26 protein-coding genes, 4 tRNA genes and 2 pseudogenes are annotated in these 23,537 nt (G+C 27.3%); 12 read left to right on the top strand and 20 right to left on the bottom strand.

Annotated features, from left to right (window positions below):
* Positions 1-418: 418 nt before the first annotated feature.
* Positions 419-643 carry a hypothetical protein gene (locus J2Z53_RS11770; protein ID WP_209797680.1) on the bottom strand — a complete coding sequence of 75 codons (225 nt, stop codon included), beginning with the start codon at positions 641-643 and terminating at the stop codon, positions 419-421.
* Positions 644-1,003: 360 nt separating this feature from the next.
* Here J2Z53_RS11770 and J2Z53_RS11765 point away from each other — a divergent pair, with 360 nt between their 5' ends.
* The 3 genes from J2Z53_RS11765 (at position 1,004) to J2Z53_RS11755 (ending at position 4,427) form a co-directional block, all read left to right on the top strand.
* A complete protein-coding gene (locus tag J2Z53_RS11765) occupies positions 1,004-2,197 on the top strand; it encodes a phosphoenolpyruvate hydrolase family protein (RefSeq protein ID WP_209797679.1) in 1,194 nt (397 codons plus the stop codon).
* A 156-nt stretch (positions 2,198-2,353) separates the two neighbouring features.
* Positions 2,354-3,562: a Tm-1-like ATP-binding domain-containing protein gene (locus tag J2Z53_RS11760; protein WP_209797678.1), complete on the top strand. Its 1,209-nt coding sequence runs from the start codon at positions 2,354-2,356 to the stop codon at positions 3,560-3,562.
* Positions 3,563-3,596: 34 nt separating this feature from the next.
* Entirely contained in the window at positions 3,597-4,427 is an 831-nt protein-coding gene (locus J2Z53_RS11755) for a phosphoenolpyruvate hydrolase family protein (RefSeq protein WP_209797677.1), read from the top strand.
* A 93-nt stretch (positions 4,428-4,520) separates the two neighbouring features.
* Here the strand turns inward: J2Z53_RS11755 and J2Z53_RS11750 are convergent, their stop codons facing one another.
* The 4 genes from J2Z53_RS11750 to J2Z53_RS11735 form a co-directional block, all read right to left on the bottom strand.
* Positions 4,521-4,706 (bottom strand): hypothetical protein, encoded by a 186-nt coding sequence (locus J2Z53_RS11750; RefSeq protein ID WP_209797676.1) that lies wholly within the window; start codon positions 4,704-4,706, stop codon positions 4,521-4,523.
* Between the two features lie 56 nt (positions 4,707-4,762).
* Positions 4,763-4,906, bottom strand: coding sequence for a hypothetical protein (locus J2Z53_RS12885; RefSeq protein WP_234925857.1), 144 nt, complete (start codon positions 4,904-4,906; stop codon positions 4,763-4,765).
* A 347-nt stretch (positions 4,907-5,253) separates the two neighbouring features.
* Entirely contained in the window at positions 5,254-5,391 is a 138-nt protein-coding gene (locus J2Z53_RS11740) for a hypothetical protein (protein ID WP_209797675.1), read from the bottom strand.
* A 195-nt stretch (positions 5,392-5,586) separates the two neighbouring features.
* On the bottom strand, positions 5,587-5,871 hold the full coding sequence (locus J2Z53_RS11735) for a CoA transferase (RefSeq protein ID WP_327786721.1): 285 nt from the start codon (positions 5,869-5,871) through the stop codon (positions 5,587-5,589).
* Between the two features lie 392 nt (positions 5,872-6,263).
* On the opposite strand from J2Z53_RS11735, the gene J2Z53_RS11730 reads away from it, so the two are divergent.
* Both J2Z53_RS11730 and J2Z53_RS11725 read left to right on the top strand, forming a co-directional pair.
* Complete coding sequence (locus J2Z53_RS11730; protein ID WP_209797674.1) at positions 6,264-6,542, top strand: CD3324 family protein; 279 nt, start codon at positions 6,264-6,266, stop codon at positions 6,540-6,542.
* 201 nt (positions 6,543-6,743) lie between these two features.
* The gene (locus tag J2Z53_RS11725; RefSeq protein WP_209797673.1) at positions 6,744-7,406 is read left to right on the top strand and encodes an FBP domain-containing protein; all 663 of its coding nucleotides are present in this window, start codon (positions 6,744-6,746) and stop codon (positions 7,404-7,406) included.
* A gap of 123 nt (positions 7,407-7,529) precedes the next feature.
* Here the strand turns inward: J2Z53_RS11725 and J2Z53_RS12880 are convergent.
* The 8 genes and pseudogenes from J2Z53_RS12880 to J2Z53_RS11680 all read right to left on the bottom strand — a co-directional run.
* Positions 7,530-8,258, bottom strand: a pseudogene (locus J2Z53_RS12880) (linear amide C-N hydrolase); the annotation flags it as partial.
* Between the two features lie 102 nt (positions 8,259-8,360).
* Positions 8,361-8,558, bottom strand: a pseudogene (locus J2Z53_RS12995) (CoA transferase); the annotation flags it as partial.
* A gap of 326 nt (positions 8,559-8,884) precedes the next feature.
* A complete protein-coding gene (rlmH, locus tag J2Z53_RS11705) occupies positions 8,885-9,364 on the bottom strand; it encodes a 23S rRNA (pseudouridine(1915)-N(3))-methyltransferase RlmH (RefSeq protein WP_209797672.1) in 480 nt (159 codons plus the stop codon).
* A 203-nt stretch (positions 9,365-9,567) separates the two neighbouring features.
* The gene (locus J2Z53_RS11700) at positions 9,568-10,209 is read right to left on the bottom strand and encodes a lactate utilization protein (protein WP_209797671.1); all 642 of its coding nucleotides are present in this window, start codon (positions 10,207-10,209) and stop codon (positions 9,568-9,570) included.
* A 66-nt stretch (positions 10,210-10,275) separates the two neighbouring features.
* On the bottom strand, positions 10,276-10,776 hold the full coding sequence (locus tag J2Z53_RS11695; protein WP_209797670.1) for an SEC-C metal-binding domain-containing protein: 501 nt from the start codon (positions 10,774-10,776) through the stop codon (positions 10,276-10,278).
* 27 nt (positions 10,777-10,803) lie between these two features.
* The gene (locus J2Z53_RS11690; protein ID WP_209797669.1) at positions 10,804-11,595 is read right to left on the bottom strand and encodes an MBL fold metallo-hydrolase; all 792 of its coding nucleotides are present in this window, start codon (positions 11,593-11,595) and stop codon (positions 10,804-10,806) included.
* A 20-nt stretch (positions 11,596-11,615) separates the two neighbouring features.
* Positions 11,616-12,881, bottom strand: coding sequence for a UDP-N-acetylglucosamine 1-carboxyvinyltransferase (locus J2Z53_RS11685; protein ID WP_209797668.1), 1,266 nt, complete (start codon positions 12,879-12,881; stop codon positions 11,616-11,618).
* A gap of 249 nt (positions 12,882-13,130) precedes the next feature.
* Complete coding sequence (locus tag J2Z53_RS11680; protein ID WP_209797667.1) at positions 13,131-13,289, bottom strand: DUF1540 domain-containing protein; 159 nt, start codon at positions 13,287-13,289, stop codon at positions 13,131-13,133.
* A 146-nt stretch (positions 13,290-13,435) separates the two neighbouring features.
* On the opposite strand from J2Z53_RS11680, the gene J2Z53_RS11675 reads away from it, so the two are divergent.
* The 5 genes from J2Z53_RS11675 to J2Z53_RS11655 all read left to right on the top strand — a co-directional run bounded on the left by J2Z53_RS11675 (position 13,436) and on the right by J2Z53_RS11655 (position 17,209).
* Positions 13,436-13,966, top strand: a complete 531-nt coding sequence (locus tag J2Z53_RS11675) for a hypothetical protein (protein ID WP_209797666.1) — start codon at positions 13,436-13,438, stop codon at positions 13,964-13,966.
* Positions 13,967-14,119: 153 nt separating this feature from the next.
* The gene (locus J2Z53_RS11670) at positions 14,120-14,581 is read left to right on the top strand and encodes a dUTP diphosphatase (protein ID WP_209797695.1); all 462 of its coding nucleotides are present in this window, start codon (positions 14,120-14,122) and stop codon (positions 14,579-14,581) included.
* An 84-nt stretch (positions 14,582-14,665) separates the two neighbouring features.
* On the top strand, positions 14,666-15,097 hold the full coding sequence (locus J2Z53_RS11665; protein WP_209797665.1) for a DMT family transporter: 432 nt from the start codon (positions 14,666-14,668) through the stop codon (positions 15,095-15,097).
* Positions 15,098-15,120: 23 nt separating this feature from the next.
* Positions 15,121-15,945: an MBL fold metallo-hydrolase gene (locus J2Z53_RS11660; protein WP_209797664.1), complete on the top strand. Its 825-nt coding sequence runs from the start codon at positions 15,121-15,123 to the stop codon at positions 15,943-15,945.
* A gap of 67 nt (positions 15,946-16,012) precedes the next feature.
* Positions 16,013-17,209 carry a S8 family serine peptidase gene (locus tag J2Z53_RS11655; RefSeq protein ID WP_209797663.1) on the top strand — a complete coding sequence of 399 codons (1,197 nt, stop codon included), beginning with the start codon at positions 16,013-16,015 and terminating at the stop codon, positions 17,207-17,209.
* On the opposite strand, the gene J2Z53_RS12975 is transcribed toward J2Z53_RS11655, so the two are convergent.
* Complete coding sequence (locus J2Z53_RS12975; protein ID WP_209797662.1) at positions 17,210-18,406, bottom strand: peptidoglycan DD-metalloendopeptidase family protein; 1,197 nt, start codon at positions 18,404-18,406, stop codon at positions 17,210-17,212.
* Between the two features lie 189 nt (positions 18,407-18,595).
* On the opposite strand from J2Z53_RS12975, the gene J2Z53_RS11645 reads away from it, so the two are divergent.
* Together J2Z53_RS11645 and J2Z53_RS11640 are read left to right on the top strand one after the other, a co-directional pair.
* Positions 18,596-19,597 (top strand): DnaD domain protein, encoded by a 1,002-nt coding sequence (locus J2Z53_RS11645; RefSeq protein WP_209797661.1) that lies wholly within the window; start codon positions 18,596-18,598, stop codon positions 19,595-19,597.
* Positions 19,590-20,567, top strand: coding sequence for an ATP-binding protein (locus tag J2Z53_RS11640; protein WP_209797660.1), 978 nt, complete (start codon positions 19,590-19,592; stop codon positions 20,565-20,567). The genes J2Z53_RS11645 and J2Z53_RS11640 overlap by 8 nt, the downstream gene beginning before the upstream one ends.
* Positions 20,568-20,617: 50 nt before the next feature.
* On the opposite strand, the gene feoB is transcribed toward J2Z53_RS11640, so the two are convergent.
* From feoB to J2Z53_RS11610, 6 genes are all read right to left on the bottom strand, one after another.
* The gene (gene feoB, locus J2Z53_RS11635) at positions 20,618-22,744 is read right to left on the bottom strand and encodes a ferrous iron transport protein B (protein ID WP_209797659.1); all 2,127 of its coding nucleotides are present in this window, start codon (positions 22,742-22,744) and stop codon (positions 20,618-20,620) included.
* Between the two features lie 17 nt (positions 22,745-22,761).
* On the bottom strand, positions 22,762-22,983 hold the full coding sequence (locus J2Z53_RS11630) for a FeoA family protein (RefSeq protein ID WP_209797658.1): 222 nt from the start codon (positions 22,981-22,983) through the stop codon (positions 22,762-22,764).
* A gap of 191 nt (positions 22,984-23,174) precedes the next feature.
* Positions 23,175-23,251 (bottom strand) — tRNA-Asp (locus J2Z53_RS11625).
* Between the two features lie 13 nt (positions 23,252-23,264).
* Positions 23,265-23,339, bottom strand: a tRNA-Glu gene (locus tag J2Z53_RS11620).
* Positions 23,340-23,354: 15 nt separating this feature from the next.
* Positions 23,355-23,430, bottom strand: a tRNA-Val gene (locus J2Z53_RS11615).
* Between the two features lie 24 nt (positions 23,431-23,454).
* Positions 23,455-23,529, bottom strand: a tRNA-Glu gene (locus J2Z53_RS11610).
* Positions 23,530-23,537: the final 8 nt, after the last annotated feature.

Here is a 23,537-nt window from a genome sequence, read left to right as displayed (position 1 = left end):
TAAAATGTATTAATAATACTTAATCTACTTAAAGCTATATACTTCAATGATTTAAGCTTTAATTTTAATAATTAATATTTTTTATTTAATACACTTCAACTGTTTTTTGATACTGTTTTATTTTAGTTTAAAGTATTTTGATATACTTATTTAAATATTTTATTAATATTACAAATTTCGTTCTTATTCAACATAATATTCAAGATATCTTTTAATATATTATTTCCTTATATATATTTTTTATTACAATTATATTTAATTTTCTTCTAAAAAATTTATGTATTAAATCTCCTTTAATAGTTAATTTCTATAGAAAATATTGATTAAACAGTTAGTCGAATGCTTTTAGCTTAATCAAGCTTTTGAACTTAAAATTTTACATAATACACTTATATATTAAATTAATACACTAATTATTTTATTTGCATTTATCCTTGTATGTTTGAATATCATAAATTTTCTTTTGTTTTTCAATAGCTTTTGTATAATACATTGGAATATCATATAGTACTAAGCAAATTATAATTACAATAAAATTTAAGTAAAGAAGTAATGGAACAACCAGTAGTATTATAAAAATCATATCGTCACATTTAAACCTTTTAATGTTCTCTGTTTTAATTTCTTCTTCCATTTCTTCCAAATCTTATTTAACTAGAATACCAATGTAAGCACCAAAGAGAATATTTAATAGTACCAAGATATTTATATATGGATAATTCCTTCAATTTTACCAATTTTAAATTGTCTTACATATTACAAATACTTTTTCAACCAAATCTGCCTAGGATAATTTTAAATTGAGCATATATTTTTTTATTTGTTTACTAATATCCACTTTGATCTTCCTCCTAATTAAATCCTATTGCTTAGAACTTATTTATGTATCAAATATATTTTACATCACTATTTTTTAGTATATAAAATATATTTTTCATACCCTTTTTTAATATTTATCTATATAATATAATTAAATATTATATAGATTAAAGGATTTGAGAAGATGAAAAGAGACAGAATTTTGGAAAAACTCAGATTACAAATAAAAAAAGGTAATCATATTATTGGAATAGCAACAGGCTCAGGAATGACAGTAAAACATTCACAGAATGCTGGGGCTGATTTTCTTCTAATGCTAAACTCAGGTAGATTTCGTCAAATGGGAAGGGGCTCTTTAGCAGGATTTTTACCTTTTTGTAATAGCAACGATATGGTAATGGATTTTGCCTCTAAAGAAATATTACCATTAGCAAAAGATATCCCAATTATTTTTGGACTTAATGCAACAGATCCTACAAAAAATATAGAGAGTTATATAGAAAAAATAATTGATATGGGTTTTTCAGGAATTAATAATTATCCAACAATTGGGCTTATAGATGGGCAATTTAGAGAGACACTTGAAGAAAATGGCTTAAATTATTTAATGGAAGTAGAAGCAATAAGAATAGGTCATGAAAAAGGTTTATTCACAGTTGCATTTGTTTTTGATGAAATACAAGCAGTTCAAATGATTAATTCTGGAGCTGATGTTATTTGTGTACATTTAGGTTTAACAGGTGGAGGATTGTTAGGATCAAAAAAAGTATTTTCATTAGAAGCTGCAAAAATTAGAGCAAGAAAAATATTTGATAAATGTAATGAATTAAATCCTAATGTAATTAAATTAATTTATGGCGGGCCTATAAAAACACCTGTGGATATTCAATATATGTATAACAATAATGATGATTTAATGGGCTATATAGGTGGATCTGCATTTGAGAGAATTCCTTCTGAAAAATCAATTATTAATATAACAAAAACATTTAAAGTATCAGGACAATTAAATGAAGATGATTTAATGAGTAAAATGTTAGATGGAATTACAAAACATTATGATTATGTTGATTTTGTAAAGGAATACGTTGCTCAAAATTATATGAATGAAATTTCATTTTTAGATTTAGCTAAGGTTGCACATGTATCTAGAAGTTATTTAAGTAGCTTATTTAAAAAGCAGGTTGGTTGTAATTTTCCTGAGTATTTAGTTAAATTCCGTATAAACAAAGCAGTAGAAATTTTAGATAGAAAAAATTTTCAATTATCTGAAGTGGCATCATTGGTAGGTTATAAAGACTATGCACAATTTAGCAAAATGTTTAAAAAATATATGGGCTACTCACCTAAACAACATAAATCTAAAAATATAACATAAACACAAAAACATAGTACATAATAACGTTTACACAAATAAGAAGAAACAGTATGATTAATTTATAGTTAATCATACTATTTTTTTAAGAATATTCTTAAGGTTTATCTAAGAGTATACAGGCTGTATAACAAACTAAGGTTGAATGGGGGATTTAAAATGAAAACAATCGCTATTGTGGGAACATTTGATACTAAGGGTATTGAATATTCTTATGTTAAAGAATTAATTGAGAGTTTGGGACTTGATACTCTTACAATACATACAGGAGTATTTAAACCAGCTTTTGAACCAGATATATCAAACAAAGAAGTAGCAAAAGCTGGAGGTACAGATATTGAAACTCTTGTTGCTAAAAAGGATAGAGCATTAGCAACAGAATTATTATCAAAGGGAGTAGAAAAATTAATACCTCAATTATATGAAGAAGGTAGATTTGATGGAATTATTTCCTTTGGTGGTACTGGAGGAACTTCATTAGTAACACCAGCTATGAGAGCATTACCTATAGGTGTACCAAAGGTTATGGTATCAACAGTAGCATCAGGAAATACTGCTCAATATATAGGTACAAGTGATATTATTATGATGCCATCCATAGTAGATGTTGCAGGACTTAACTCAATTTCAACTAAAATTTTTACAAATGCAGTATTTGCAATTGCAGGTATGGTTAAATTTGAAAATAAAAAAGTAGTTGCTAAAAAGCCATTAGTTGCAGCAACTATGTTTGGAGTTACAACCCCTTGTGTATCTAAAGCAGCGAAATATCTTGAAGATAGGGGTTATGAGGTACTTGTATTCCACGCAACAGGTATAGGTGGAAAGACCATGGAAGCCCTTATTGAAGGTGGATTCATAGAAGGAGTGTTAGATATTACAACCACAGAGTGGGTAGATGAAATTGTTGGCGGTACTTTAAATGCAGGACCACATAGATTAGAAGCAGCAGGAAAGAATAACATTCCACAAGTTGTATCAGTTGGTGCCCTTGATATGTGTAATTTTGGACCATATGATACAGTGCCAAATCAATTTAAAAATCGTAACTTATATAAACATAACCCTACAGTAACACTTATGAGAACAACTATAGAAGAAAATGAATTAATTGGTAAAAAGCTTGTTGAGAAGTTAAATATGGCAAAAGAAAAAACAGCCTTATTTTTACCTTTGAAAGGAATATCTAGTATTGATTTAGAAGGTGAAGTATTCCATGGTGTAAAAGAGGATAAAATGTTATTCGATACACTAAGAAATGGTGTTAATAAAAATATTGTAGAAATAGTTGAAATGGATTGTGCAATTAATGATGTAGAATTTGCAGAAGCAGCAGCACAAAAGTTAATAGATTTAATGAATAAATAAAATTATATATAATTTGTTTAAGGAGGATTTATAAATGAATACAATGACAAGAAAAGAAATTATGGCAAAATTTAAGGAAGAGGTTAAAAATGGAAAAATATTAGTAGGAGTAGGAGCTGGTACAGGTATTACAGCTAAAAGTAGTGAAGCTGGTGGAGCTGATATGCTTATTATATACAATTCTGGAAGATATAGAATGGCAGGACGTGGTTCATTAGCAGGATTATTATCTTATGGAGATGCAAATCAAATTGTAGTTGAAATGGGTTCAGAAGTATTACCAGTTGTAAAAAATACTCCCGTATTAGCTGGAGTATGTGGAACTGATCCATTTAGAGTTATGGATGTATATTTAAAACAATTAAAAGATCAAGGCTTTAACGGAGTTCAAAATTTTCCAACAGTAGGTCTAATTGATGGAGTATTTAGACAAAACTTAGAAGAAACAGGTATGGGATATGAACTAGAAGTTGAAATGATTAGAAAAGCACATGAATTAGATATGCTTACAACTCCTTATGTATTCGATGAGAAGCAAGCAAAAGCAATGGCTGAAGCAGGTGCTGATATATTAGTAGCACATATGGGATTAACTACCAAGGGAACAATTGGTGCTAAAACATCTCTTACATTAGATGATTGCGTGAAAAAAATAACTGCTATTATTAAAGCTGGTAAAGAAGTTAATCCAGATATCATGGTAATTTGTCATGGCGGACCTATTGCGGAGCCTAAAGATGCTGAGTATGTAATGGAAAGAACAGAAGGAATAGATGGATTCTTTGGTGCATCTAGCATTGAAAGATTTGCAGCTGAAAAAGGTATTAAAGAACAAACATCATCATTCAAATCAATAACAAAGTAAATTATATTATAATAAACTACATTTTATACCAGATCTTAGATTATTAATCTAAGATCTGGTATCTTTAGTTTAATAGAATTTTATCTTAGGTTTCTAACCATACTTTAAATACACTGTTAGTAAAGAATTCAATATATGAAAATACCTTTTCTTGTAATGGTGATCTGCAAAAATCTTTTCTATGTAGTATGTATAATCTTCATCTTTCAAACTAGCTTGTTTTATAAGATTACAGTATCTAGTGCTTTTTATTATTTCCTCTTCAATCTTTTTAGCCACACTATCACCTCCTTATTCTAAAAGTACTTTAGGAATTTCTTCATAAGCTATGACTACTACTGAAAAATCCTAGAAAGTAAAAATAGTGAAGAAGTATAATTAACTCCTTCACTACATATAATCTCATCTGTGTATTCTGGTAGTATTTCTTTCAGCATACCATTTTTAAGCTCTTTAATATCTCCTATGTTTTCAGTCACTAAAACATATACTTCTAAATCTTTATCTACATTTCTGTTTTCTCCATAATTTTCATCTAAAGTTTTTATTATTTTTTTATTATAAATATAACCTCCTTTTGTTCTTTATTGATTAAATTTACATCTTCTTTAATTCTAATCTTTATTGTAACATTTATTCCCCCTATTATATTTTTCTATAAAAAAACAAGGTAGATTCAATTTTACTTTATCTACCTTGTCATTATTAACTAAAATATCGTTTCTTTGTTATAATATATATTTATAATTTTATTTATTTCTACTAAAAATATTTACAAAAAAAATTATTATTTATATATAACTACTAAAAAAATTAACGAATTATTCTACTTTAAATTGTATCTTTTTTTAACATATCTTACAAATTCAGTTGTAAGATAATCTTTAGGTAATTTTTTAACTGTTGTCATTTCTTTAATGAATTTTCTTTCACTTAAATCAACTTTATCCTTACTCTTAGTCATAGCATATTTTTAAATTTCTTTATAAATTTCCTTTTTAACTAAATTACGAGCCTCTGGAGTGTTAAATTTAGGGTCTGTTATCCACTCTGGCTTTCCAAATCCTTTACATGCTTGAGCAAAAGCTTTCTCTTCATTTTGAAGAACAATATAAACATAATCATTAGGGTCAGTTTCCTATCCCTTACACTTGTAGTACTACCCAAGTACTTGGCCACCTTCAGAGTCACCATAACAAGGAACTATATTACCCACTTTAGTTTCAGGGTATCCTGGAAAATGTTTAAGAGTACCTGTATTTTCTAAGATTAATTGATCACGAAGTTTAACTCTACATAAATTTAAAACCGCTTCTTGCATTGATTGATATACAAAACATCCTTCACCTATTTTTTCTCTTTGCATTAAAGCTGTAAGTAATTCTATTACTAAGTGCATTCCTGTATTACTATGTCCAAGTGCTACTCCTGATTGAGTCGGAATATTATATTCTCTATCCCACCAACTAGTTGTAGTCGCTATTTAACTTCACTATAATATTCTTAATATGTTGTGAAAAATAAGGTGTAATAATAATTTTATGTAAATTTTAATATTTATCTATTTAAATTAGAATTTAGTTGCTCCCATTTAATTATGATATAATATACATAACATATTGTATTGGAGGTGTTTTTTAATGAAAGTACTTAGTAGTACATTCATTTTTAAATCTACTTGCTCCCTGCAGAGATTAAACAAAAAGCAGCTATGCTTTGTTTGGAGCCTAATCTATTAAGTTAGCTGATATGTAATGTATATTTTAGGTTCTGTAACACATAGCCTTTTTGTACTCTTTGCTTTAATAATTACTATTAAAGATAAAGGAGCAAAAAATGAAATATATAAAAGCAAAAGATGTGTTACCAAATAAAATTCTTAAAATAATACAAGAATATGTTGATGGAGAATACCTTTATATACCAAGAAAAGAGTGCAATCATAAATCATGGGGTGAAAAGAGTGGTATAAAAAATAGCCTTAGGATTAGGAATAATGAAATATATAACAAATATCTTAATGGTGCTACTATTAATTCACTAACTAAAGAATATTTTCTATCAGAGAAAAGTATACAAAGAATAATATACGAAGAAAAACGTCTATGCTTATAATTTTTACAGAAACATTTATTAGATTGAGTAACTATTTTAATTTATGTTATCCTTTCATTGTATTAGATAGATTAACGTTAATATATTAAGTTTATAAGCAAAATAATTATGACTATTTGTATATTTAGATGATTATTATTTGCTTTAATTTAAACAATAATAATCATCTTTTTTATTTTATAAAGAGAGGTGTTATGCTTTATGAATCCTTTTATAAAAAAACATGAATACAATTATATAAAAAAATGTTTATATGATTTAAATAATGCTTTAAAAAATTGCATAGATATTGGTACAGTTGATACAACTAGATTATACATACAAGACAAAATATATAGTTTTTTTACTAACTTATCAGAAGAGGAAAGAGAGCTTCTTGATATAAGTAATATTACTGATTCATTTCATATAAATGCTTTTTTATCCAAATTAAATGGCTATGTATATGGAATTCCAAAAATTACAAACCAACAAATTAGTAAACTTTTTAAAAAGGAAAAGAAATTAAAATTACCTGATTTAAGTATACAAGATTCACCAAAAGTATATTTAGGGTGGATTGATCAATCTATACGAAAATTGCTTATAGTTTATAATCTAGATGGAAAATTTATAAGTATGGCTTGTAGACTTACTAATTCTAATTCAAATAATACTAATGTATGTACTTTCTGCAATCATATAGGAACTAATAATGAAGTTGCATTTGTTTCTCCTGTATGTAAGACTTCTCATCTTGGAGCAGATGCTTATAGATCTCTTGGTTTCCATGTATGCTTAGATAGTGAAGCTTGTAATGAAAGAATCATTTCTACTGAAAAACTTGAAGATATTTTAAGGAATGTAAATCACATAAAGAAATAGTACCCATATTTCACAATTAGAAATTTACTATTATTATTTAATAAAAATCTAGTAATGCAAGTTACCTAATAAATTAAAAAAGTAGGGTGAATTAACACTCTACTTTTTGTATAATATTACTACTTATTTTGTTAAATATTTAAATTCAGTTACTCTTCCAAGATCAAATTGTGCATAATCATTTTTACTTAATAAATCATTTAAATCTACACATTGTACTGTTTGATTTTCATAAGTTACCCAATAGAATTTTAATGATTCAGCACACATCATTGAAGTATATACTATATAATCAAATGGAACTACACCTGAAGCATGTTTTAAATCTCCTGGCTCTGAAACTCTAACCATACCTAAAGGCATTGCTACATTATTAAATAAATGTATTCCATAAGTAATTCCTTCTTCTTCTGTTTTACCCTTAACTCCATATTTCTTTAAGAATGCAAGTCTTACAAATCTAGATTGAGATGTAGAATCTCCTAGAAGTCCTAAAGTACCATTTCCTGATGCACATTATTCTAAAGTAAATCCATTAACACTTAAAGAATCATAATCTAAATCTCTTATATTAAAGTAATTATATAAATTTAATTTATGCCATGCATAACTTGGGCTATTAGTTAATACTCCCATTGCATTACGATATATTGTTATACCAGTTTCATCTGGTTCTACTATTACTGTTTCTCCAGTTTTATCTGTAAATGACCAACGAACCATTCCTACACTTCCAAACATTGGTATGTTAACTACTGTTATTGTATTTGTTAAAGCATCAACAACTTCTTCTACAGTTGCACATTGTGTTAATAAGTATGTTACAACATAAGGTGGTTGTACTACTATTGTTCCGTCCTTTGCTTTAGGTTAATAATGAGCATAATTACGATAATATAATTGACCGCCCATTAATCCTTTTTCATTAATACCTTCATATAAAACAAGAGTAGATTACATTAAAAATGATCCTGTTCCTACAGCTCCTGAATGTAAATTTTTAACAAAAATATCTGCATCTTTTAAAAATTTTTTTAAAATCTCTTTTCCTTCTGGAGTTTTAATATCTAGTTCTATTGAACGCTTGTTACTATTAAGTTGTAAAAAATATAATCCGTCTAAATCAGGTAAATCAATTAACTCACTACGCGTTGAATCTCCAGTCCCATGACTTCAGTTTTAATTACATCAGCTCCTAACCAAGCTAATAACTGAGTACAAGCTTGGCCTTATTGTACTTGAGTCCAGTCAATAATCTTAATACCATTTAATGGTGCTATCATAATAATTTCCTCCTTTTTATTCTTTAAGTTAAAAAGTATTCAATTATTTAGATAAAAAAGTTTAATAACTTTCTTTTACTTATAAGTTAATCTCACATCAAAAATTAAAGTATTTAGCATATAAAAGGGAAAGTTTAGAGTTATTTAAACTTTATCATAAAATAAAAATATATATTTATGAACTAAAAACCTCATTTATTTATGGTATGGTTCACCCTTCATTATCCTAAAAGCTCTATAAACCTGTTCCAAAAGCATAACTCTAAAAAGCTGATGAGGAAAAGTCATTTTAGAAAAACAAAGCTTATAATTAGCCCTCCTCAAAACATCCTCAGAAAGACCTAGACTACCTCCAATAACAAAAACAATATTAGAATTTCCAGTAACTCCACATCTATCAATAAAACTTGCAAATTCCTCAGAAGTAATTTGATTTCCTTTTAAATCCATAGCTATAACATATGAATTGTCCTTTATTTTAGATAGAATACCTCTTCCTTCCTTCTCCTTTATTTGTTTCTCTTCATTTGCTGATGCATTATCAGGAGTTTTTTCATCTGGCAATTCTATAATTTCAAGTTTACAATATCTACTTAATCTCTTTGAATACTCATCTATTGCTTGCTTTAAATATTTCTCTTTTAATTTTCCTACTGTTATTAAAGTTATATTCATTTTTCCTCCTAAGATTTCCTCTATAATTTTAGATACACTTTATATTTAATTTACATACTGTTAGGTTATGTAATAAATAAATTTCTTAATTCATATATATAAAACATAGTATAATTCCAAAAGCACTAGTTATTCGTAAAAAATGTTTCCTTACGTTAATTTAAGTATAGTATACTTTTTAAATATAACTAGTGCTTTTCTTTTTAATAACCTATATTTTCATTTAAGAAGATAACATGAATTCTTTCAGGATTATTTTGTCTCTTTATTAACGTATACTCATTACATATTCTTTCAGGACTATTACAATCCATACAATAACCAACCTTTGTACATGGAGTTTTTTTATTTAATCTTTTTGCATTTATTGGAGCTGCACATTCTCTATTTCTTTTTATAGCTTCATGAACATCTTTAACTATTTTATTTACTCCACAAATAACTATAACCTTATCTGGACCATAAAGCATAGCTGCAACTCTATTTCCATTTCCATCTACATTATAAAGTTCTCCATTTTCAGTAACTGCATTACTACTTACAAAATAAGCATCTGCAAAAAATGCTTTCTTATATATCTCTATAACTTCTTCCTTTGTAAGACCTTCTTTATATCTATCTAGGAATTCATATCTACCACATCTTAAATGCTCAATTACTCCTGTTTCAAACAATGTCATAGAGCCACCACAAGAAACTTTACTTCCTGATTTTACTATGCCTTCTATTATATTTATAAGTTCTTCCCTACTTTTTGCATAGTATCCATTCATATTATTATTTTTCAATGATTTTATTGTTCTATTAATTTTTTCTTCATTTGACCAAATAACATTCTTATCCATTATACCCCTCCTAAAAAATTAAATAAAAGCCCATAATTAAAACTATGAGCTTTTAAATATATTAAACTATTTTCTTCCACAACACTTTTTGTATTTCTTTCCACTACCACATGGACATGGATCATTTCTACCAATCTTTTCATCATTTCTTACGATCTTTGATTCTCTATATTTCTTTTGAATCTCTTTTCTCTTTTCTTCTGAGAATATTCCTTCCCATTGAGGTAAAGTATATAAGTAATCAGCCTTAGCATCAAGCATATTGAAATATAATTTTTCTAAATCAATATCAAATACTAATTCTGTATTTTCATCAATATTCTCTAAATCATAACCTTCTTTTAAACTATCATTTATTCCATCAACAAATCCCATTATAAATTCATTTGTTGTATTATATTCATTAGCTAATTCACATATTTTTGCCTTTTTTACTTCTTTGTGATTTGATAATAAGTCCTTATATATGCTTGTCTCCATATTACCATATTCTTCCCAGAAGGCCTTTTCTCCTTTTGTTTTAACATATTCAACAACCATATCAGTCCAATTTTTGTATAAACTCATCTCATTTTCTCCTCTTTCTTTTTTAAATTATAAGTTAATTAATGAGCTAGGTTCATGTCTACTAGCCATTGAAATCTTAACATCTTCCCCTTGCTTAACACCCTTTTCCTCTAAAATATTAATAACTGTCTGATAAGCTAAGTCTGGATGGTTATTAGTTCCACTTAAATGACCTAACACTATTTGTTTATTGTTATCATGTTTAATTAGATCTATTATTGCTTTACCACAATCATCATTTGATAAATGACCTATTTCACTTAATATTCTTCTTTTTAATACATAAGGATATGGTCCAAACTTTAACATACTAACATCATGATTACTTTCCAAAAGTATTATGTCAGATTCTTTAATATTATCATTTATTTCTTCTGTGAATGTACCAAAGTCTGTTGCTATGCTTGCAATTCTGTCCTTTGACTTAATTGTATATCCAACAGGAGAAATAGCATCATGTGGTATATTAAAAGACTTAATTGATAAATCTTTTATATCCACAGTACTTCTTTTATCCATTATTTTTATATTATGTTCTTTTATTTTACCTATAGATTTCTCCATAGCTTGCCATGTTTTTTCATTTGCATATATAGGAATATCATATTTTCTTGATATGACTCCCACACCCTTAATATGATCTGAATGTTCATGGGTAATAAAAATTCCATCAATTTCTCTAGGATTTTGATCTATTTTAGCTAATGCCTCATCTATCTTTTTTCCTGGAACACCTGCATCTATTAATATTTTTGTTTTTTCATTTCCCACAAATATACTATTCCCACTACTGCCACTATAAAGTGAACAAAATATCATCTGCTGTTCCCCCAAAAATTTTACTCTTCGTCATCAATCCTTCTCACATCTGCACCTAGTCTTCTAAACTTGCCTTCAATGTGTGGATATCCTCTATCTATATGTTCTATGTTTGTAATTTCTGTTTCACCATCTGCTATAAGACCTGCTATAACCATTGCAGCTCCAGCTCTTAAATCTGTTGCTTTAACTACAGCTCCAGTTAACTTGTTAACTCCATCTATTATAGCTACTCTTCCTTCAACTTTTATATTTGCACCCATTTTTTTAAGTTCATCAATATGTTTATGTCTATTTTCCCATATAGACTCAGTTATTAAACTTCTTCCTGGTACTATACTTAATAATGTTGACATAGGTTGCTGAACATCTGTTGGGAATCCAGGATAAGGAGCCGTCTTAATGTTTACACCTTTAAGCTTTCCATTATACTTAACTCTCACCAAATCATCACCTTCTTCAACTATAGCTCCCATTTCATTAAGCTTAGCTGTGATTGATTCTAAATGCTTTGGTATAACATTTGTAATAGTTACATCACCTTTAGTAGCTAATGCAGCTATCATAAACGTACCAGCTTCTATTTGATCTGGAATTACACTATATGCACATCCCTTTAATTTTTCAACTCCTGTTATTCTTATAACATCAGTTCCTGCTCCTTTAATGTTTGCTCCCATTGAATTTAAGAAGTTTGCAACATCTACTACATGAGGTTCCTTTGCAACATTTTCTAATGTTGTTACACCTTCTGCACCTGTAGCTGCTATCATAACATTAATAGTTGCTCCAACTGAAACTACATCAAAGAATATATTAGTTCCTATTAATCTATCTGCTTTAACTCTTACTGAGCCATGTTCTATTACAACATCTGCTCCTAATGCTTCAAAACCTTTTATATGTTGATCTATAGGTCTTACCCCTATAGGACAACCTCCTGGAAGCTCTACCCTTGCTTCCTTAAATCTTGCAAGAAGTGCTCCAATAAAATAATATGATGCTCTCATTCTTCTTACATCTTCTGTGCATGCATCACAACTATGTACTTCTGTACTATCTATTTCTAAAGTATTATTATTAATTTTATTTAATTTACATCCTAAACTAAGAAGTATTCTCTCTAAACAATGTACATCTTCAATATCTGGTATATTATCAATAATACATTTACCTTCACTAGCAATTATTGCTGCTGGTAATATTGCAACTGCTGCATTTTTTGCTCCATTTATTTCAACTGAACCTTTTAGAGGATTTCCTCCATTTATAACTAACTTTTTCATCCAATTCACCCTTATTTTTTAGATTCTATATATTTAAAATTCCCAATATTTATATTATTTATCCAAAAAAACATCTATTAGACATTATAATCCTATTATTATTTTTTATAGTTCGATTATCATTATAACACAAACTTGTATTATTGAAATATTTTTTTTAATAAAGTAAAAAAATAAGATAGGTAAAATCATTTTAACGATTTTGCCTATCCATAAATTTACTTAATAAGTTAAATTTTCATGCAAATTTTATTGTAATTCAAAAGAATTACAATCAGTTTCTTCTACTGTATTTGCAGTATGTTTATGCTTACCTACTTTTATTGAGTTTAAAGTACAATAATCATCTTCCTTACAATGATATTTACATTCATCTACACTACATTTAATACTTGGGTTATGTTTCATAACTCTAATCCCTCCTTAACTTAATTACATTAAGTATTATGTGTACTCTTCTTTTATTTATTCATCTAGTTTTTTTCTTTAAAGTATTATGTTATAATTTATAGAAAAGTTTACATACTATATCATAAAGAATTGTGAGGTAAGATATGAAATATTATATTGTTGCATTATTTGATACTTCTTCTTATGAATTTATTACTCCAGTACAAAAAACTGTATCTAAAAAGTTTAGGGGTAATAGAAATTCACCAGCACCATATATAGCATTAGAAGTACTTGATAATCCAAATATTGAAAAATTAACTACACTTATAGAAAAAACATTAAAACCATATAAAAAATTTAAAATAGAACTTTCTAACAACTTTTCTATTTGCGAAGATTTAAAAACAATAAATTTAAATATTAGTGATGTAGGTTATATCAAAAAAATTGAACGAACACTTAAAGAAACTTTAATTCTACATGGTTTTAATATTAGAGAGGGTAATATAGACAATCTTTCTATATCTTTAGCAAACTTAAATTATCTACCTAAAGATAATAAAATGAAGTTTATAGATCCACAAATTATACCTGAAAATAAAACTTTAAAAATTGATAAATTTCAATTATGGAAAGTTCCTCACAATAAGAAAGAACTTAGAGTTAAAGATTTTGAATTAAAAACTTTTTAATTCTGTATATTTATTCCTTTTTCCCTGATTTTGTTTAAATTTTATAAATTTTTAAACAAATTTATTTTGTATTCGTTTACTGCACTTTTCATAAATAAAAAGTTTTTGTAAAATAGATTTGGATAATTGCCTTAAGAACAGGGGGATTTGTTAATGTTTATTTCAAATTTATTCAAAATACAAAAAGAACTTGATGAAAAGTTATGTATAAACCCAGATTTAGATGAGTATAAAATTAAAGCTCGTAAAAACTTAGAACTACATATTAAAGTAAGTGATCTTGCAAATGAAACTAATTGTTATGCATACACTAAAAATACAGATATTATAGATAATTATGATATTATTTTATCTAAATATGTAGATTGTTTAAAACAAGTACTTTCAGTTGGAATTACTAATGGATATGACAATGTCAGAGAAATTTCTATACAACCTAATGAATATTGCTTAAGTGACCAATTCCTTAATTTATATATCGATATAAATGATTTAATCATTTCACGTTCTGAAGATCATTTCAAAACATTGCTTGAAGATTTTTTAAGTATTGGTTATACACTTGGTTTCTCAGAGCAACAAATACTAGATAGTTTTCAAAGTAAAATTAAATAAATTCTTTAGCTATAAGTTAATTCTTATAGCTTTTTTTATTATAAATTTATTTTACTTGGTAAAACTACTAGTGAGGTGATTTATTTGTTAGGATTTATATTTGCAATAGTATCTGGAATTGCAATGAGTTTACAAGGAGTTTTTAATACAAGACTTGGAGAAAAAATAGGAACATGGGAAACAAACACAATTGTACAATTAACAGGATTAATAATTACTTTAGTAATTACTGCTTTCTTTGGTAAAGGTAATTTTAAAGCTTTAAGTGAATCTAATAAAATATATCTATTAGGAGGAGCATTAGGAGTAGTTATCATTTTTACAGTAATGATGAGCATAGGATCTTTAGGAACTACATGTGCAATAGGTATAATTTTAGTCTCTCAACTTATAGCTGCTGCAGTAATTGATTATTTTGGCCTTTTTGGAAGTGAAAAGATAAATTTTACCTTAAAAGAATTTATAGGTGTTGCAATTATGATAGCAGGTATTATAGTATTTAAGTGGAAAAGGTAACTTAAATAAGGAGATACAAAATTATGAATTTTTTTAAGAATATAAGCTTTTTATCAAAGCTAACTTATAACAATATAAAAGAATATTTTAATGATAGAGAAGAATCAAATAGTGATCCTATAGAAAATAATTCAATAAACTGGTATGGTCATGCTACTACAGTAATAAATATAGATGGTAAAATAATTGTAACTGATCCAGTAATATCTAATAGATTAGGGTATTTTAAAAGGGTTATTAATAAACCCTTTGAGTTAAGTGAAATTAAAATTGATTATATACTGCTTTCTCATGGTCACATGGATCATATGCATTTTCCTTCTCTAAAAAAATTAAGGAAGATAAACAAAGATGCTACAGTTATAGTTCCTAAAGGTTACAAAAAAATTCTTTCAGCTCTTGGCTATAATAATGTTCATCTATTAAGAACTGGTGATACATTTGAAGATGAATTTATAAAAATAACTTCAGTTAAAGCTAATCATGACGGTCGTAGATTTTATGTTGGTATCGATAATGAAAGTAATTCTTATCTAATTAAAAGAAATAATACTAAAGTTTTCTTTGCAGGAGATACAGCTTATACTGAAAACTTTAAAGATATAGAATGTGATGTTGCTTTAATGCCTGTTGGTTGCTATAAGCCAGCTAGATTTCAACATATGCACTGTTCCCCAGATGAAGGTTATAAAATGTATAAAATGATGAAGAGTAAGATAATGATACCTATACACTATAAGACATTTAAAATTTCATTAGAAGATTTTAATGAAACCCATGAGACTCTTGTAAACTTTAAAGATGATACGGTAAAAATAATAAATGTAGGTGAAACATATAAACTATAAAATTTATTAACATTTAAAAGACTATTACTATACTATGATATTGTGATAAATATTATAGGAGTACTTTATGTTTAATATTAGAAGTAAGCTTGACTACAATTTAAACATTGCTATAAGGGAAAATGCCTATAAAAAATATAGGGTTCTTATAAAATGCAAAAAATTATTTCCAGTTATATTAAAAAAAGTTTCTCACTTTAAGGAAGCTTTAATATATCCTTTAGAGTATTGCAACATAATTGTAGCAAATTTAAATAAATATGAAATCAAACTAATTTTAGAATATCCAGAGGTAGAAAAAATATTTTTTGATGATTATTTATTTTTATGTGGAGTTAGTATAAGCTCTGCAAATAATTGCTACTCTCTAAATAAAAATGATTTAAACTATTCAGGAAATAATATAAAAGTAGGCTTAGTAGATAGTGGAGTTTATCCTCACACTGATTTACTAAGCCCTAATAATAAAATAGAAGATTTTTTTGATTTAGTTAATGGATTTACTCATCCTTACGATGACAATGGTCATGGAACAGCAATGGCTGGAATAATTTGTGGAAGTGGCACCTCATCTAATAGTCTTTATAAAGGCATAGCTACTTCAAGTAAAATAGTATGCTACAAAGCCTTCGATAAATTAGGTAAAGGATATGCCTCTGATATTCTTTATAGTATAGAAAGTCTAATAAAAATTTCTAGCAGTAAAAATATAAGAATTTTATGTCTTCCATTTGAACTTTTAAACCATAATTATTTTATTATAGATGCATTTAATTCATTATTTAATGTAGCAATAAACAACAAAATCATTCCAATAGTTCCAAGTGGAAGTAATAATTACCTTAATAATAACATTATGGGTATTTCCGTTCTAAAAAATTGCTTAACAGTTGGTGGAATTGAAACTCAAAGTAAAACACCCTATATTTACTCATCAAAAGGACCTTATTCTAAAATAACTAAACCAGATTTGGTTTCAAGTTGTACAAATATAACATCACTTAATAGTGATACATCATATATATCTGAAAAAGATGGTATTAAACTTTACCCCAAAAAACTTGATACTAATTATAAATCTTTTAGTGGAACATCAATATCAGTAGCTTTTATAACTGCAGTATGCGCACTTTTATTAGAGCACAATAATTCTTACTCATTTAATGACTTACAATCTATATTAAAATTAGCTTGTGACCGTAAAGATTTATCAAAAGATAATGTAGGCGAAGGAATTTTAAATATAAATAGAATTCTAAAGTAATTATTTTAAATAACCTTGTGGATCTACAGGATTTCCATTTATTCTTACTTCAAAGTGTAAATGAGGTCCTGTGCTCCTTCCTGTATTTCCTACTCGACCTATCAAATCTCCCTTTTTAACCTTCTCCCCCTCCTTAACTTCTGATTTGCTCATATGTGCATATCTAGTTTCTATTCCACCTTTATGTTCTAAAATAACAACATTTCCATAGCCATCCTTCTCATAAAAGACATTCTTAACAACTCCATCAGTAGTAGCTACAATCGGATCTCCCATATTACCTGCTATATCCATACCATTATGGTGTCTACCCCATCTTTCACCAAAAGCTGATGTTATTACTAAACCTCCTCTAGTTGGATTAATTAATAAAGCTTTATTTGAAGTCATAGTACTTTTAGTTCCTTTATATACAACTTTACTAACACTATCTTTTATTATTTTTTCTGATAAAACTTCTGTATTAATTTTTTGACCATTTCTATATGTTACTTTTATACTTTGCTCTTTCTTCCCTAACTTTCCTTCTTTAACTTTACTTTCCCCTAACAGCATATCATTAGTTCTCTCTATTTTAACTGATGGTTCTATATTGACTACTTTTTTATCATTAGTAATTATGTCCATACATAACATATCTTTATTAATATTCACTATCTTATTTGCAAGTTCATCAATACTATCTAATTTTGATACACTAGCAACTTCATCTTTTAATTTAATATTACCTTTAACATTAACTGATTTTATTTTATCCTTGCTTATACCATTATTTTTAGCATATATATCACAAACTTTAAGTAAAATATCATTTACATTTATTTTATTTGCTACATAACCAACTTTTTTATTATCTATAGTTAAGGATTTAAGATTTATTTTATCATTTATTGTATTTAATATATTTCTTTCAAATTCATTATAATCACTTGAATTAACGTCTTCATATACTCTTTTAAAATAAAGTGATTTTTTAGTTATTACTTTATCTTCATCAATATTACTGTTTAAATTATCTATTATTTGTTTATAATTACTTTTAGTAATATCTTTATTCTTTGTATATCCAACAACTGAATTACCTAAATAGACTTCATATCCTTTAGAATTATAATCTAAATATTTATTTACTGATATATAAATTATAATTAATGATATAATTAGAAAAATAATCTTTTTTACATTATTATTGTACATATGTATCTCCTCTTTTTAGACAAATTTGTAACATATTTCTTAACTTATCCAATAATTATCTTTTTATACATATGTTATTTTTTCCTTAAGTTGTTATCCTAACATCACTTTGTTATAATTAGCTTACATATAATGAATGTTATAACTTAAATTTATTAAATATAATTTTGAAAGGTAGAGATATTATAAATGAGCACTTTTATGCTTAAAAATACACCTTTAGATTTTACCCCTGTAAGTAATATATTTATAGAAAAATATATGCCAAAAGCTCGTGGTGAGTTTGTTAAGGTTTATTTATTAATGTTAAAATACAATATTGCTAGCGAAATTGGTGTTAGTTCACAAGTTTTAGCTTCAACACTTAATTTACTAGAATCAGATATAATGAATGCACTAAACTATTGGAATGATGAAGGTGTTATTAAATTTGTTCCAATAGATAAGATGAATAACTTTAGTATAGAATTTTTAAACCTAGAAGAAGATGAAAGCAATGTGGACACAGAAAGTATTAACATATTAGATGCCTTAAATAATTCCGAAACTACTGATATGCTTAAAGATATTGAAAAAATTCTAGCAAGGCCTCTATCAAGTAAGGAAATGCAAATATACCTTGGATGGCAACGTGATTTTAATTTTCCATCTGAACTTATTCTTATATTAATAGAATACTGTTCATCAAAGGGGAAAAATAACTTTAGATACATGGAAAAGGTAGCTGAGTCTTGGAATGATATGAACATAAAAACTGTTGAGGAAGCTCAAATTCATATTAAGCAGAATGAAGATAAATGGACTAAAATAAGAAGGATATTATCTTATCTTGGAATGAAAAATTCAGAAGTTATGAAACCCCAAGAGGAAATGCTTGAAAAATGGATTTTTACTTATAAATTCAACATGGAATTAATTGAAAAAGCTTGTGATATATGTTTTGAAAGACTTAACAGAGCAGATTTCAAATACATAGATGGTATACTAGGTAAATGGAAAGAAAATAATATTAAAACTTTAGAGGATGTAGCTCTTAAAGATAAAAATATTAAAAAATCTAATAATAAACAATTTAACAATAATTTTAATAACAATAAATCTAAAGCTATAAGATTTAATAACTTTAAACAAAGAGAATATGACTATGATTCTTTAGAAAAGAAATTGTTAGGATGGGATAAGGATGATTAAAGGGTATCAAACAGAATTAATGGAAGTATATCAAAAAATTAGAAATGAAGAAGATAAAAAGTTAAAACAAAGAAGAGCTGAAATTAAAGCTCTACATCCTGAAATAATACAATTAGATAACGACATTCACAAGCTATCATTAAAACTTTCCATGACAATTTTAAAAGACTCTACAACTGAAGATGATATTGAAAAAATAAGAGATGAAATTACAGACTTAAGAGCAAAGAAATGCGAAAAGCTAGTTGAATATGGATATAATCCTGAATATCTTAATATGCATTATAAATGCTCTAAATGTCAGGACACTGGATATATAGGAACTAAAAAATGTGATTGTTATAAAGATAAACTTATAAGACTTTATTATAAAGATTCTGAACTTGAAGAAATACTTAAGGATAATAACTTTAGTAACTTTAATTTATCATTATTTTCAACTTCTAAAGATTTTGGAGAAAAATATTCTGCTAGAACTAATATGAAAAATAATGTAGATTATGTAAGGAATGAATTTATTCCAAACTTTAGATTTAGTTCAGATAACTTATTATTTTATGGCTCTCCAGGTAGTGGTAAAACATTTTTATCTTACTGTATTGCTAAAGAATTATTAGATCAAGGTTTTTTAGTTGTATATAAAACTTCAGATGAATTAATAAGATGTTTAAAAGATGCAAAGTTTAATGATAATTCTTCTCTTGAAAAATTATTAATTGATTGTGATCTTCTTATAATTGATGATTTAGGTTCAGAACAATTAAATGACTTTGTCGCAACAGAATTATTTAACCTAATTAATAAGAAACTTCTTAAAAAGAAGAAGATGATTATATCAACTAATTTTACATTACCAGAAATCACTATGAACTATAGTGAAAGAATATCATCAAGACTTATTGGAAACTTTAAACTACAAAAGTTTTATTCTGATGATATAAGAATAAAATTGAATTTATCAAAAAGATAATATATTTATAATTAAAAGAGGTTATTAGCAAAAGCAATAACCTCTTTTAATTACCCAAATAATCTCCATAATTGTGTTGTAAAGAAACATATACCTATTCCTGCAATAGTTGGAATCATAAAACTTATAATAGTCCACTTAACACTATTAGTCTCTTTCTTTATAGTTAATAAAGTAGTTCCACAAGGATAATGCATTAAACATAGTATCATAACATTAATTGCAGTTAAAAGCGTCCATCCATTAGCAACTAATAAATCCTTAAGCTGATATAAAGTATCTAATTCAAGCATTGTTGTTGCTCTTAAATAGCTCATTATTATTATTGGCATAACTATTTCATTAGCAGGAAGCCCCAAAATGAAAGCCATTAAAATATATCCATCTACTCCTATACTATTTGCAAATGGGGATAGAAAGTCTGCACATACAGATAAAAGTGATCCATCTCCAACTGAAACATTAGAAAATATCCATATTACTACACCTGCTGGTGCTGCAACAACAATAGCTCTACCTAGAACGTAAAGTGTTCTATCAAATATTGATCTAATAATAACCTTCCCTATTTGTGGTTTTCTATAAGGTGGTAATTCTAATATGAAATTTGAGGGTATTCCCTTTAATACAGTTTTTGATAATATCTTAGATACAATTAATGTCATAAAAACACCAAGTATAATAACAACTGTAACTGTTACTGCTGATATTAAGTTTCCTTTAAACCCAATTGAAATTCCACCAATAAATATTGATGCTATAGAAATTAGCATAGGGAATCTACCATTACATGGCATAAATACATTAGTTAATATAGCTGCTAATCTTTCTCTAGGAGAGTTTATTATTCTACATCCTATTATTCCAGCTGCATTACACCCAAGTCCCATGCACATAGTTAAAGCTTGTTTTCCACAGGAACAACATTTTTTAAAACATTTATCCAAATTAAAAGCTATCCTTGGCAAATAGCCTAAATCCTCTAACAGAGTAAACATAGGAAAAAATATAGCCATAGGAGGTAACATTACAGAAATAACCCAAGCTAATGTTACATATACACCATCTATTAATACTCCAGTAATCCAATGAGGAATTGATGTATCTTGAAATAATCCTCTAAGATATTCTTCCCCTTGACCAAATAAGTTCGAAAGCATTGATGAAGGATAATTAGCTAAAGTTATTGTTATCCATAATACTATAAGTAAGGTAAATATCATTATAGGTATTCCTGTTACCTTAGAAACTAATATCTTATCTAATTTTCTTTGGAATTTATCATATGACTTTTCCATAGTAACTACCTTTTTACCTATTCTTTCAGCTTCACTTATAAGGTTTTTTACTATCCTATCTTCTATGTTTTTTTCTTTTTCTCTTTTTTTTATATTATCAACTTCCATTAATATATTTTCTAATTCATCTTCAGTAAAATCATATTTAAATTTTATCGAGTCTTGTATACTTAAATTTCCTTCTAAAAATCTTAAAGATATCCATCTAAGATCCTTTTCACTAATATCATTATTAAATTTTTTTATTACTTCCGATAAAATTTTTATACCACTTTCTATATCTAAATCATATCTTATTTTGCTTTCCGTCTTCTTCGTAAATTGTATTTCATTTAAGACAGCTTCTTTCAGTTCTTCTATTCCAAAATCACTTATTGCTGCTGTTTCTATAACAGTTGCATTTATTTCTTTTGAAAGCAATTTTGAATTTATAATTATGTTCTTTTTCTTTGCTTCATCTACTAAGTTTACACAAAGTATTACTCTTTTGCTTATTTCTGATATTTGAAAAAATAAATTTAAGTTTCTCTCTAAAGATGTTGCGTCTGCTATTACTACAACTAAATCAGGTTCATTAAAACATATATAATCTCTAGCAATTTCTTCTTCTTCTGAATTTGATAAAAGAGAATAAGTCCCAGGTAAATCTACCACTTTTATAGTTTTACCTTTAAATGTATAATTTCCTTCTGCATTAGCTACAGTTTTTCCTGGCCAATTTCCAGTATGTTGGTTTAATCCAGTTAAGGCATTAAAGACAGTGCTTTTCCCTACATTTGGATTTCCAGCCAATGCAATCACATAATCCTCTTTTATAGAGCTTCTTTTACTATCTAAAGATAATATTTTAGCACCAGTTGAATTTTTACTTAAGCCCATACAAACCTCTCCTAAAATTAATTTATTACTTCAATTTTTTTACTGTCTTCTTCCCTAATTGCAATTACAGCCCCTCTTATTAAATATGCTCTAGGGTCTCCAAATGGACTTTCATATAAAATTTCTATAGAAGTTCCCTCTATTATTCCTAAGTCAAAAAATCTCCTCCTAAGTTCTCCATCAGCCCATATTTTAGATACTTCTACAATACTGTTTAATTCTGCCTCCTTTAAATTCATACTTCTCCTCCTTTCTAAAACAGAAATTCAAATTGAAAAGTGTAAATTTTCCTATTAATAATCTATGAAAAAACTTATTCATTGTGATTGCTTTTAATTATATAAATTCAATATTGAATTTATAATGAACTATTAGCTTAATAATTGTATACAAAAAAAAGAAGTAAGATTATCTTACTTCTTTTTTGATATGGCGACTCAGAAGGGGCTCGAACCCTCGACCTCCGGCGTGACAGGCCGGCACTCTAACCAACTGAGCTACTGAGCCGTATTAAATTTTATGGTGACTCCTAGGAGAATCGAACTCCTGATTTCACCGTGAGAGGGTGACGTCTTAACCGCTTGACCAAGGAGCCAAAACCTAAAACATTTGGTGGGCACAACAGGGTTCGAACCTGTGACCCCCTGCTTGTAAGGCAGGTGCTCTCCCAGCTGAGCTATGCGCCCATATAAAAATATAAAAAAAATAAATGGTGACTCCTAGGGGAATCGAACCCCTGTTACCACCGTGAAAGGGTGGTGTCTTAACCGCTTGACCAAGGAGCCATATTAAG

The sequence above is a fragment of the Clostridium moniliforme genome (assembly GCF_017873235.1).
GTDB lineage: Bacteria > Bacillota > Clostridia > Clostridiales > Clostridiaceae > Clostridium > Clostridium moniliforme.
This window is presented reverse-complemented; position numbering and strand designations above follow the sequence as displayed.

What these genes read in the sequence shown, in the direction of transcription:
- J2Z53_RS11765 (WP_209797679.1), top strand. Translation starts at nt 1,004, where the DNA reads ATGAAAAGAGACAGAATTTTGGAAAAACTCAGATTACAAATAAAAAAA.
- J2Z53_RS11760 (WP_209797678.1), top strand. Translation starts at nt 2,354, where the DNA reads ATGAAAACAATCGCTATTGTGGGAACATTTGATACTAAGGGTATTGAA.
- J2Z53_RS11755 (WP_209797677.1), top strand. Translation starts at nt 3,597, where the DNA reads ATGAATACAATGACAAGAAAAGAAATTATGGCAAAATTTAAGGAAGAG.
- J2Z53_RS11740 (WP_209797675.1), bottom strand. Translation starts at nt 5,391, where the DNA reads ATGACTAAGAGTAAGGATAAAGTTGATTTAAGTGAAAGAAAATTCATT.
- J2Z53_RS11730 (WP_209797674.1), top strand. Translation starts at nt 6,264, where the DNA reads ATGAAATATATAAAAGCAAAAGATGTGTTACCAAATAAAATTCTTAAA.
- J2Z53_RS11725 (WP_209797673.1), top strand. Translation starts at nt 6,744, where the DNA reads ATGAATCCTTTTATAAAAAAACATGAATACAATTATATAAAAAAATGT.
- rlmH (WP_209797672.1), bottom strand. Translation starts at nt 9,364, where the DNA reads ATGAATATAACTTTAATAACAGTAGGAAAATTAAAAGAGAAATATTTA.
- J2Z53_RS11700 (WP_209797671.1), bottom strand. Translation starts at nt 10,209, where the DNA reads ATGGATAAGAATGTTATTTGGTCAAATGAAGAAAAAATTAATAGAACA.
- J2Z53_RS11695 (WP_209797670.1), bottom strand. Translation starts at nt 10,776, where the DNA reads ATGAGTTTATACAAAAATTGGACTGATATGGTTGTTGAATATGTTAAA.
- J2Z53_RS11690 (WP_209797669.1), bottom strand. Translation starts at nt 11,595, where the DNA reads ATGATATTTTGTTCACTTTATAGTGGCAGTAGTGGGAATAGTATATTT.
- J2Z53_RS11685 (WP_209797668.1), bottom strand. Translation starts at nt 12,881, where the DNA reads ATGAAAAAGTTAGTTATAAATGGAGGAAATCCTCTAAAAGGTTCAGTT.
- J2Z53_RS11680 (WP_209797667.1), bottom strand. Translation starts at nt 13,289, where the DNA reads ATGAAACATAACCCAAGTATTAAATGTAGTGTAGATGAATGTAAATAT.
- J2Z53_RS11675 (WP_209797666.1), top strand. Translation starts at nt 13,436, where the DNA reads ATGAAATATTATATTGTTGCATTATTTGATACTTCTTCTTATGAATTT.
- J2Z53_RS11670 (WP_209797695.1), top strand. Translation starts at nt 14,120, where the DNA reads ATGTTTATTTCAAATTTATTCAAAATACAAAAAGAACTTGATGAAAAG.
- J2Z53_RS11660 (WP_209797664.1), top strand. Translation starts at nt 15,121, where the DNA reads ATGAATTTTTTTAAGAATATAAGCTTTTTATCAAAGCTAACTTATAAC.
- J2Z53_RS11655 (WP_209797663.1), top strand. Translation starts at nt 16,013, where the DNA reads ATGTTTAATATTAGAAGTAAGCTTGACTACAATTTAAACATTGCTATA.
- J2Z53_RS12975 (WP_209797662.1), bottom strand. Translation starts at nt 18,406, where the DNA reads ATGTACAATAATAATGTAAAAAAGATTATTTTTCTAATTATATCATTA.
- J2Z53_RS11645 (WP_209797661.1), top strand. Translation starts at nt 18,596, where the DNA reads ATGAGCACTTTTATGCTTAAAAATACACCTTTAGATTTTACCCCTGTA.
- J2Z53_RS11640 (WP_209797660.1), top strand. Translation starts at nt 19,590, where the DNA reads ATGATTAAAGGGTATCAAACAGAATTAATGGAAGTATATCAAAAAATT.
- feoB (WP_209797659.1), bottom strand. Translation starts at nt 22,744, where the DNA reads ATGGGCTTAAGTAAAAATTCAACTGGTGCTAAAATATTATCTTTAGAT.
- J2Z53_RS11630 (WP_209797658.1), bottom strand. Translation starts at nt 22,983, where the DNA reads ATGAATTTAAAGGAGGCAGAATTAAACAGTATTGTAGAAGTATCTAAA.